The organism is Streptomyces sp. SID486 (genome assembly GCF_009865385.1).
In the GTDB taxonomy this organism is placed as follows: Bacteria; Actinomycetota; Actinomycetes; order Streptomycetales; family Streptomycetaceae; genus Streptomyces.
Genome location: NZ_WWJT01000503.1, coordinates 1 through 9,778, shown reverse-complemented (window position 1 = coordinate 9,778; position 9,778 = coordinate 1). Strand labels below are relative to the sequence as shown.

Here is a 9,778-nt window from a genome sequence, read left to right as displayed (position 1 = left end):
GCGCAACGCCGGGTGGCGCGGCGGGCGCAACGCCGGGTGGCGCGGCGACAGGAGGTGGACGAGCGCGTCGGCGGCCGGGACCGCGAGCAGGGCGTAGGCGGGAAGCAGGAAACGGGGCGCCGCGTAGCCGATCAGGAACAGGTAGGGGAAGGCGGCGGTCGCCGCGCAGCCGAGCGGCAGCGCCGTGGCGGCCGGGCGCCGGGCACGCACGGCGACGACGAGCGCGAGTACGGCGAGCGGGGGCAGGGCGAACCACCAGAGGGTGAGCAGGGGATGCGGCAGGGCGCCGGTGCACGGCCGGCACAGCGTACGGCCGCCCAGGCTGCGCAGCTCGTCCACGACGGCCAGGTGCCAGCCGAACCCGCCCTGGATCGCCGCGCCGTCGGAGAGCCGGCGGGCGAGCCCGCCGTAGGCGACGTACGCCTCGATCACCCACTCGGCGGCGCCGGCGGCGAGCCCGGCGAGCAGGACGCACAGCGCCCGGCGCCGGTGTCGGGCGAGGCCCAGGGCGAGCAGGGGCAAGGCCACCCAGACCGCGTCCACCGGCCGCATGCACGCCATCAGCGCCGCGCTCGCCGCCAGCCCCCACCAGGCACCACGGCCCGCCCCGCCCGCGCGGACGCGCAGGAAGCAGGCCACCGCGGCCAGGGCGGCCACGGCGACCCAGTAGTTGGGCATGGCCCGGGGACCGTAGAACAGGGTCACCCACAGCGAGGCGAACAGGGCGCCGGCCAGAACGAGTACGCGCTCCGGGAACAGTCCGCGCCAGGCACGCAGGGCCAGGTACAGCGCGAGGCCGGACAGCAGGGCGAGATGGAGCCGCAGCAGCGCCGTGGACGACGACCAGGCCGCGACGGGGGCGGCCAGCAGGGAGACGCCCCGCGCGCGGGGCGCGCTGAAGAAGGCCGCGGGGGCGTGCCGGCCGACCTGGCTGACGTACACCGTCTCGTCCCAGCCCAGCCCCATGCCGGGCCTGACGAGGAGCAGTTGGGCGAGGGTGAAGGCGGCGGCGACGGCGGCGAGCGGCCAGGCGGCACGAGCGGTGCCCGCGGGCGTGCGCCACGGGCGCTCGTGGTTCACGGCGTCGGCGTCGAGTGCGGTGTGCGCGCTGCCGGCCATGACCACCCCTTCGTACCCGCGGGTCGTAGGGGCTCACTGTCACCTCCCGACCCGTCGAGCCGGGGCGCCGACAGCAAAAAACGCGGTCAAACCGGCGCGGATCACCCGCCCGCACCCGGCGGGCAGGGCCATCCGGGCGACGGCCCTACGCGCTGTAAGGTTGGGGCATGGCTGGCACAGGGGCCCCGGACAGGGCGGAGCGACGCGGCGCCGGGCAGCTGGAGAGCGAGGTGCTGGCCGCCCTCTGGGCCACCGAGCGGCCACTGACTCCCGCCGAGATCCAGCCCCGGATCGGCGGCGGCCTCGCGTACAACACGGTCCACACGATCCTCAAACGCCTGTACGACAAAGGGCTGGTGCTGCGGGACGCCGACGGCCGGCGCGGCGCGTACCGGCCGGCCAGGAACGCGGCCGAGCTGACCGCCCAGGCGATGCACGAGGCCCTGGACCGGGGACCGGACCCGATCGCCGCGCTCCGGCACTTCGTGACCGGTCTGAGCCCGGAGGAGGAGACGGCGCTGCGCACGCTGCTCGCCGGAGAGGGCATGTGAGGCCCGGGCCCTGCGTTGCAGCCGGCAGCGGCAGCGGCAGCGGTCCGGCGTCCGCCGGGCCCGGACAGCCGCGCGAACGGGAGTGAACCGCGCGCACCCGCCGGACGGCCCGCACCCCCGCGGCGGTCCTGCGCCGCGCGGGTGCGGGGAACCCGCTTCGGCTCAGCCCCCGTTCGGGGCCCGGTGCAGGGGCTGTTCGGGAGTGGGCCGGCGGATCATCGGCGGCACGGCCCGCACGGCGGGCTCCTCGGTGCTGACGGTCAGCGGCTCACCGTGGTGGCTGAGCGTCAGCGGCTCGCCGTCCAGCAGCGCGTACGTCACCTTGTCCGCGCCGATGTCCACGCGCAGCCTGCGGCCGCGGAACTGGACGTGGAAGGCGAGCCGCCGCAACCGCTCGGGCAGCCGGGGCGCGAAACGCAGCCGGCCGGCCTCGCGGCGCATCCCGCCGAACCCCGCGACCAGCGCCATCCAGGTGCCCGCCAGCGAGGCGATGTGCAGCCCGTCGCGGGTGTTGTGCTCCAGGTCGTGCAGGTCCATCAGCGCGGCCTCGGAGGTGTACGCGTAGGCGAGGTCCAGATGGCCGGTCAGGGCGGCGATGACTGCCTGACAGCACGCGGACAGCGAGGAGTCGCGGACGGTCAGCGGTTCGTAGTAGGCGAAGTTCCGGGCGATCTGCTCCTCGTCGCACTCCCGCTCGAAGTAGTCGCCGCAGGTGTACATGGCCAGCACCAGGTCGGCCTGTTTGACGACCTGCTTGCGGTAGAGGTCGAAGTAGGGGAAGTGGAGCAGCAGCGGATACTGGTCGGCGCGGGTGGCCTCGAAGTCCCAGCGCTGGTAGCGGGTGAACCCTGCGTGCTGTTCGTGGACGCCGAGTTCGTCGTTGTAGGGGACGTGCATCGCGTCGGCCGCGTCCCGCCAGGCGGCGCTCTCCTCCTCGTCCACCCCGAGCCGGCGCCGCTCGTCCGGGTGGCGTTCCACGGCGTCGGCGGCGGCGCGCAGGTTCTGGCGGGCCATCAGGTTGGTGTACGTGTTGTCGTCGGCGACCGCGCTGTACTCGTCGGGTCCGGTGACGCCGTCGAGGTGGAACACCCCGTGGGCGTCGTGGTGGCCGAGCGACCGCCACAGCCGCGCCGTCTCGACCAGCAGTTCCACCCCGGTCTCCCGCTCGAAACCGGTGTCGCCGGTGGCCTCGACGTACCGGACGACGGCGTCGGCTATGCCGGCGTTGACGTGGAAGGCGGCGGTGCCGGCCGGCCAGTAGGCGGAGCCCTCCGGGCCGGCGATGGTCCGCCAGGGGAAGGCGGCCCCGGCCAGGCCCAGCTGAGCGGCGCGTTCGCGGGCCTCGTCCAGGGTGGAGTGCCGCCAGCGCAGCGCCTCGGCCACGGCCTGGGGCGCGGTGTGGGCGAGGAGCGGCAGCACGAACATCTCGGTGTCCCAGAAGGCGTGCCCGTCGTATCCGGAGCCCGTCAGGCCCTTCGCCGGGATCGCGCGGCGTTCGGCACGGCACCCCGCCTGCAGGACGTGGAACAGGGCGAACCGGACGGCCTGCTGGATCTCCTCGTCGCCCTCCACCTCGACGTCGGCACGCGCCCAGAAGTCGTCCAGACAGGCCCGCTGGTCGGCGAGCAGGCCCTGCCAGCCGTCGTGCGCGGCGGCGGCGAGCGCGGCGTCGACCTGGTCGGCCATGGCGGGCAGCGACCGGGCGCCGGACCAGCCGTGGGCGACGAGCTTCTCCACCCGCAGGGTCTGGCCGGGCTCCAGCACGGAGGTGACGGTCAGCCGGGCGACGTCGATGCCGCTCTCGCTGCGGCTGGTAGTGCGCTCGGGGCCCGTGACCACGTGGTCGGCGGCCACCGCGACCCGCAGACCGCTGCGCCGGGTGCGGTGCACCAGCCGCAGCCGCTCACCGGCGGCGAAGCCGTCCTCCTGCTCCAGCGGCGACTTCAGCGCCTTCGCCGCGCGCGGGTCGCCGTCCGGCTCCGGCAGGCTCTCGTTGGCGACCAGCTCGGACTGGATGACCACCCGGCTGCGGCTGCCGACGGCCTCGACCTCGTAGGCCACGGCGGCCACCGCCCGCTGGGTCAGCGACACCAGCCGGGTCGAACGGACCCGTACGGTCGACCCGGCCGGTGAGGTCCACTCGCAGGTCCGCTCCAGCACTCCGCGGCGCAGGTCCAGCACCCGCTCGTGGGAGACCAGCCGGCCGTAGCGCAGATCGAACGGCTCGTCGTCCACGAGCAGCCGCAGGACCTTGCCGTTGGTGACGTTGATGACGGTCTGTCCGGACTCCGGATAGCCGTAGCCGGCCTCCGCGTACGGCAGCGGGTGCACCTCGTGCACGCCGTTGAGGTAGCTGCCCGGCAGACCGTGCGGTTCGCCCTCGTCCAGGTTGCCACGCCAGCCGACGTGCCCGTTGGACAGCGCGAACACCGACTCGCTCTGGGCGAGCACGTCGAGGTCCAGGGCGGTCTCGCGCACGGTCCACGGTTCGACGGCGTACGCCCGCTCGTTGATCACTGCTTGCCCCCCAGCTCGGCGAGGTCCCGTACGACGGTGTCGGCGCCGTGCTCGTACAGCGCGTCGGTCTGGCCCACGCGGTCCACGCCGACGACGTACCCGAAGCCGCCCGCGCGGCCCGCGTCCATGCCGGCCAGCGCGTCCTCGAACACGGCCGCGTGGGACGCCTCGACGCCCAGGTCGCGGGCGGCGGCGAGGAAGGTGTCGGGGCGCGGCTTGCCCGGCAGGTTCCGCTCGGCGGCCACCACGCCGTCGATGCGTACGTCGAAGAAGTGCTCGGCGCCCACGGACCGCAGCACGTCCCGGCAGTTGGCGCTGGAGGAGACGATCGCGGTGCGCAGCCCCTCGGCGCGCACCGCCTCCAGATAGCGCAAGGTGCCCTCGTACGCCTCCACTCCGCCGGTGCGGATCTTCTCGAGCAGCAGATCGTTCTTGCGGTTGCCGACGCCGTGCACGGTGCGGGCGTCCGGCGGGTCGCCGGGCTCGCCCTCCGGGAGGCGGATGCCGCGTGAGTCCAGGAACGCGCGGACGCCGTCGGCGCGGGGGCGGCCGTCGACGTACTCGTCGTAGTCGGCGGCGTCGAACGGCCTTCCCTGCGCGCCCTGGTAGTCGCGCAGGAGCGCGTCGAACGTCTCCTTCCAGGCCGCCGCGTGTACGACGGCCGTCTTGGTGACGACCCCGTCGAGGTCGAACAGGCATGCCTGGATGGTGTCGGGCAGACCGAGCTGATTCATAGGGGGACTGTTCCCCGCCTGGCGGACCTCAAATGAGTGGCGCACGCCACACGTACGGGGGCCGGCCGGTGACACACTCTGCCGTATGCCGCTCGCCTTCGACGACCTCCTCACGCGCGCCCGTTCCCTGCCCCGCGACGGCCGGCGTGCGCTGCTCGGCATCGCGGGCAGTCCCGGCGCGGGCAAGACGACGCTGGCCGAGAACCTGGTGCGGGCCCTCAACGGCGACGGGGTGTGCCGGGCCGCGCACGTTCCCATGGACGGCTTCCACCTCGCCGACGCCGAACTGGACCGGCTGGGCCGCCGGGACCGCAAGGGCGCGCCGGACACGTTCGACGCGGCCGGGTACGCGGCGCTGCTGCGGCGGCTGCGCGAGGAGACCGACGAGGTGGTGTACGCGCCGGGGTTCGAGCGGGTGCTGGAACAGCCGCTCGCCGGTGTGCTCCCCGTGCCGCCCGAGGCCCGGCTGGTGGTGACCGAGGGGAACTACCTGCTGCTGCCGGAGGGGCCGTGGGCGCGGGTGCGGGCGTGTCTGGACGAGGTGTGGTTCTGCGAGATCGCCGAGGAGGAGCGGCTCCGCCGGCTGGTCGCCCGGCACGAGGAGTTCGGCAAGGAGCACGCGGCGGCCGTGGCGTGGGCGCGGGGCACGGACCAGGCCAACGCCGACCTGATCGCCCCGACCCGGGCGCGGGCGGACCTGCTGGTCCCGCCCTCGGCGCTGCCCGGCCGCTCCGCCGGCCGGGACCCGGCGTCCGGGGCTTGAGGGATCCCCGGCCGACAGGTGCGCCTGGCGCTCCTCGGCGCGGGGGCGCCGCGGGCGGTGGCCGGGTACGTGCGCGACGCGCACGCCGATCGGGGGGCGCCGGCGTGAACCGCGCGGGGGTGTGGGACGTATCGGTGGGCACGGCGGAGGGTCCGCCGGTAGGACGCGTGCGGTGGTGACGCCGGCGGTGGCGGGAGCGGTGCGGTCGCAAGGCCGTGGTCGACCCGGGGACGCGGTGCGTACCCCGGGTCCTCGCGCCGTCGCGGGGCCGGCGTCACCGGGGAGCGGATGATGGCGCCCGAACAGCGAACGGTCCCCGCTCCCGGGGTGCGTGTCCCGGAGCCGTCGCGGCCGGTCCTCGCCGGCGCGTACGCCCGGTTGCGCCGGCACCGGCGCGGGCTGCTGCCGCTCCTCGTCGTGCTGCTGCTGGCGCAGATGGCCGTGGCGATGGTCACCTCGGCCGTCCAGCAGACTCCCACCATCGACGAGCCGGTGTACGTCGCGACGGCCACCGACTACCTGCACGAGCACCGGCTGCGCTACAACCCCGAGCATCCGCCGCTCGGGAAGCTGCTGATCGCGGCCGGGGTGGCGGTGGCCGACCCGCACTACGACCCGTCGTACACCGGCACGCAGGGGGCGGTGGGCCGGCATCTGCTCTACGAGTCGGGCAACGACCCCTGGCGGCTGATGCTGTGGGCGCGGCTCCCGGTGATCGCGCTGACGCTGCTGTGCGGGCTGGTCGTGTTCGCGTTCGCCCGGGACCTGACGGGCGCGGCGGGCGGGACCGCCGCGCTGGCCCTGTACACCTTCTCGCCCGATGTGATCGCGCACGGGTCGCTGGCCACGCTGGACGTCCCCGCGGCCGGGTTCGTGCTGACGTCGGTCTGGCTGGTGTGGCGCGCCCGGCGCCGGCCTGTCCTGTGTCTGCCGGCGGCGGGGGCGGCCCTGGGGGCGGCTGTGGCGACCAAGATGAGCGCGCTGCCCGCGGTGCCGGTGCTGATGGTGCTGGCGGCGGTGTCGGTGCCGGCCGCCGAGCGGTCCGCCGCGGTCTCGTGGTGGCCCCGCTCCGGCCGGCGGGCGGCCGGCGGGGGGCAGCGGGGGCCGGCGGTACCGGCGGGCGCGGGCGGCGCCGTCCGCGGGGCGGCCGGCGGACGGCGGCGCGTGGTGGCCGCGCTGGTGGGTGCGGGGGTCGTGGTGGCCGTGGCCGTAAGCGTCGTGTGGCTGGCGTACCTGGTCGTCGACCCCCGGCTGCGGTTCTCGCCCGTCGAGCCGGTGCCGGCCGTGGCGGGGCTGCGGGGGCGGCTGGCGGGGCTGCTGCCGGTGCCGCCGGCGTACCGGGCCGGGATGGGGATGCAGTTCGCTCTGGAGGAGCGGCCCTGGCAGGGTTTCCTCTTCGGGCACCTGTACACCGGTTCGCTCTGGTACTACCTCCCGGCCGCGCTGCTGGTGAAGACGCCGCTGGCGCTGCTGGCGCTGGGCGCGGCCGGAGCGGTGGCGGTCGTGGCGCGGCGGCGCCTGCGGTCCGCGGCGCCGTACCTGCTGGTGCCGCCCGCGGTGCTGCTGGCGGCGGCGATGACGGGGGCGCGGGACTTCGGCACCCGGTACGCCGTGTTCGTGCCCATGTTCCTCGCGGTGGCGGCGGCCTGCGCGGTCACCGTCCGGCTGCGCGGGAGCAGGCTCCTCGCGGCCGCGCTGGTGGCGTGCGCGGCGGTGAGTTCCCTGCGCGCGTTCCCGTACTACCTGCCGTACGCGAACGAGGCGTTCGGGGGTCCCGCGCACACCCACCGGCTGCTGCACGACTCGAACGTGGACTGGGGACAGGACCTCGGCCGGCTGGCCGACCGGCTCCGTGACCGGTACCCGGGTGAGCGGGTGTGGCTGGTGTACAAGGGCAGCGGTGTGCCGTCGTACTACGGCATCCGGGCCGCCGATCCGCGGACGGTCCCGCCGGACCGGGTGCACGGGCTGCTGGTGGTGTCGGACTCCGCGGTCGCCAAGGCGCGCGGGCGGCTCGCCGGGCTGATCGCGAGCAGTCGTCCGGTCGGCGAAGTAGGCCGTTCCATCAGCCTGTACCGCCGGTGAGCCCCCTGCCTCAACCCCCTGGTCACGACGGTCGGTGAGCTATGTTGAGTGCTCGTGGCAGACAAAGGAGGCCGACCCGTGCCCTCGCCGCAGCAGGCACGCGCGCAGGCATCAGCGATCACGTCCGGCAGGACGGCGCCCGCGGCCGAGGCCGCCCCGACCTCCCGGCTCAGGGAGCTCTTCGACGGCCCCCGTCTGTCGCCGGGGCAGCGGCGCATCGCCCAGTACCTGATCGAGCACATCACCGAGGCGGCGTTCCTGTCGATCACCGAGCTGGCCGACCGGGTGGGGGTCAGCCAGCCCTCCGTCACCCGGTTCGCCGCCGCCGTCGGCTTCAGCGGCTATCCGGCGCTGCGCGAGCGCCTCCAGTCCATCGCGCTGAGCAGCCTCGCCGGGCCCGGCGAGGAGAACCGGGCCAACGAGCTGCAGGCGGCCGTCGACGGCGAGATCCAGAACCTGGAGAACCTGCGGCGCGACTTCGCCGACCCCGACCGGGTCATCCACGTCGGCCGCGAGCTGTCCCGCTCCACCCCGCTGACCGTCCTCGGGCTGCGTATCTCGGTGTCGCTGGCCGAGTACTTCGGCTATGCCGCCCGCCGTATCCACCCGGACGTGCGGCTGGTGACCCTCGGGGGCAGCGTGGCCTACGACGCGCTCCTGCAGGCCCGTGAGGCGGGCGGCAGCTGGGTGCTGGCCTTCGCCATGCCCCGGCACTCCCAGGAGACGCTGAACGCCGTCCGGGTGGCGCGCGGCGCGGGACTGAAGGTGGCCCTGGTGACCGACCTGGCGCTGGGGCCGCTGGCCGACGAGGCCGACGTCACCTTCGCCACCGGCACGGGCTCCCGGCTGGTCTTCGACTCCTACGCTGCGCCCGGCGTGCTGGCCGCGGCGCTGCTGCAGGCCATGACGGACGCCGATCCGGAGCGCACGCAGGCCCGGCTGGAGAAGTACGAGCAGCTCTCCGACCAGCACCAGTTCTTCCTGAAGGACTGACAGCCGCCGCGGCACCAGTTCTTCCCGAAGGGCTGACGGCCGCCGCCGGGCCCCGGTCGGCGGCTCGCGAAGGGGCCCTTTCGGGCGGTTGATCCTTCCGCCCGTGCGCGTCATCCGTGAAGATCTTGCGGTCACCGACCCCCTGGACGGGGATGTTTCACCGCAAATCACGCATGAATGTTTTCATACGTCTTGCAAACCGGTCGGCATATATAAATACTGCTCCGCGGACCTCACCGCACGCACACCGCCCCGAGAAAGCCGACGGACCGCCCATGCGCACGTACCACCGCACGCAGCGCCGGTCCCCCGCGCCCGGGGCTCCCGAACGGGCACTCCGTGCCGCCGTCCCCTACCCACGTCGGCGCCCGGAGTGTCCCGGGGCGCATCGTCTGCGCGACGCGCCCGTGGCGGCCCCGGCCATCCCCTAGGCCGGGGCCGCTCGAATTCGTCGACCATCCTCACGACGCCGCACACCGGAAGTGATGATCATGCCCCTGACCAGCACGCGCATCAGCCCCGACTGGCCCTGCCAGGTCAAGACGCCGGGCAGCTACGACTGGGAGCGCTCGGCGGCCAAGTGGCTGCGCGAGCTGATCCCCGCGCGCTACGCCAGCTATCCGGCGCTCATCCGGCATCCGGTCCTGCTCGCCCGGCACGCGCAGATCCAGGTGCAGCAGGAGATCCGGGTCGCACGGACCGCCCTGCAGACCGCGCGGGCCGAGCTGCCGGTGCTCGGGCTGCCCGAGTCGGTCATCGAACACACGATCAAGCTGTACGCGGCCGAGGTCCTGCAGCTGCAGCACATCGCGCGCAGCGTGCGCGCCGTCAGCGAGGCCCTGGCCGGCCGCGGCACCGGCCGCTGACCCCGCCCGGCCCGCCCCCTTCGGTCCCTCGCCCCGCGTCACCCGGGCCCGGCACGTCCCCGTCGGTCCCTCGCCCCGCATCACCCGGGCCCGGCACGTCCCCGTCGGCCCCTCGCCCCGCATCACCCGGGCCCGGCCCGCCCCCGTCAC

7 protein-coding genes and 1 pseudogene are annotated in these 9,778 nt (G+C 74.7%); 5 read left to right on the top strand and 3 right to left on the bottom strand.

Annotation, left to right across the window (positions count from 1 at the left end; translation table 11 throughout):
- Positions 1–1,119: pseudogene (locus tag GT045_RS23520) on the bottom strand (hypothetical protein); the annotation flags it as partial.
- A gap of 167 nt (positions 1,120–1,286) precedes the next feature.
- On the opposite strand from GT045_RS23520, the gene GT045_RS23515 reads away from it, so the two are divergent.
- On the top strand, positions 1,287–1,670 hold the full coding sequence (locus GT045_RS23515; protein ID WP_202528845.1) for a BlaI/MecI/CopY family transcriptional regulator: 384 nt from the start codon (positions 1,287–1,289) through the stop codon (positions 1,668–1,670).
- 162 nt (positions 1,671–1,832) lie between these two features.
- On the opposite strand, the gene GT045_RS23510 is transcribed toward GT045_RS23515, so the two are convergent.
- A complete protein-coding gene (locus tag GT045_RS23510) occupies positions 1,833–4,187 on the bottom strand; it encodes a glycosyl hydrolase family 65 protein (RefSeq protein WP_161294598.1) in 2,355 nt (784 codons plus the stop codon).
- Positions 4,184–4,921, bottom strand: coding sequence for a beta-phosphoglucomutase family hydrolase (locus tag GT045_RS23505; RefSeq protein ID WP_161294596.1), 738 nt, complete (start codon positions 4,919–4,921; stop codon positions 4,184–4,186). Before GT045_RS23505 ends, GT045_RS23510 begins: the two co-directional genes overlap by 4 nt.
- Positions 4,922–5,006: 85 nt before the next feature.
- Here GT045_RS23505 and GT045_RS23500 point away from each other — a divergent pair, with 85 nt between their 5' ends.
- From GT045_RS23500 to GT045_RS23485, 4 genes are all read left to right on the top strand, one after another.
- Positions 5,007–5,684 carry a nucleoside/nucleotide kinase family protein gene (locus tag GT045_RS23500; RefSeq protein WP_161294595.1) on the top strand — a complete coding sequence of 226 codons (678 nt, stop codon included), beginning with the start codon at positions 5,007–5,009 and terminating at the stop codon, positions 5,682–5,684.
- A gap of 288 nt (positions 5,685–5,972) precedes the next feature.
- Complete coding sequence (locus tag GT045_RS23495; protein ID WP_161335343.1) at positions 5,973–7,769, top strand: phospholipid carrier-dependent glycosyltransferase; 1,797 nt, start codon at positions 5,973–5,975, stop codon at positions 7,767–7,769.
- 78 nt (positions 7,770–7,847) lie between these two features.
- Positions 7,848–8,762: a MurR/RpiR family transcriptional regulator gene (locus tag GT045_RS23490; RefSeq protein WP_161292883.1), complete on the top strand. Its 915-nt coding sequence runs from the start codon at positions 7,848–7,850 to the stop codon at positions 8,760–8,762.
- A 485-nt stretch (positions 8,763–9,247) separates the two neighbouring features.
- Complete coding sequence (locus GT045_RS23485; RefSeq protein ID WP_161335342.1) at positions 9,248–9,628, top strand: hypothetical protein; 381 nt, start codon at positions 9,248–9,250, stop codon at positions 9,626–9,628.
- Positions 9,629–9,778 lie beyond the last annotated feature (150 nt).